The organism is Acidovorax sp. ST3 (assembly GCF_003231145.1).
Taxonomy (GTDB): Bacteria; Pseudomonadota; Gammaproteobacteria; order Burkholderiales; family Burkholderiaceae_C; genus Acidovorax.
This window is the reverse complement of sequence record NZ_QKVP01000144.1, coordinates 1-513: the sequence shown is the minus strand read 5'-3', so window position 1 is coordinate 513 and position 513 is coordinate 1. Positions and strand designations below refer to the sequence as shown.

The 513-nt window shown below is 73.7% G+C and carries 1 pseudogene; it reads left to right on the top strand.

The features are described 5' to 3' along the window. Positions 1 to 416, top strand: a pseudogene (locus DNK89_RS24020) (MFS transporter); the annotation flags it as partial. Between the last annotated feature and the right edge of the window lie 97 nt (positions 417 to 513).

Below are 513 nucleotides of genomic sequence, written 5' to 3'. Positions count from 1 at the left end.
AATTCGCCTCGCGGCTGGCCGACGTCGCGCTGGGATCGCGCCTGCACCCCTTGACCCTGACCCTGGCGGTGGCCGCCCTGATGCCGCTGGGATTCGTGCTGGCGCTGCTGTCGGGTGGCCAACTTGTCACCTTGGCCGCCTACGCCTTGCTCTACGGCGCCTGCAACGGCCTGCTGACCATCGCGCGCGGCACGCTGCCGCTGGCGCTGTTCGACTTCCGCAGCTACGGCGCGCTGGTCGGCGCCCTGCTGATCCCCAGCTTCCTGCTGACCGCCGCCGCGCCGGTGGCCTATGCCTACGTGATCGAGCGGCACGGCGCGCACGCCGCGATGGGCATATCGGCGGGCTTGGCCACGGCCATCCTGGCCGCGGCGCTGGCGTTGCGATGGCGCTTCATTGCCCGGACGCGGAGCTGAGCGGCGCGCCGCCATCTCGCAATGCCACGGCCGGCGCCACGCGTTCGCGGCCCCGCGCCATGTCGGCGCGGCGCCAGCGCTGCTCGGCGAGCGCGGC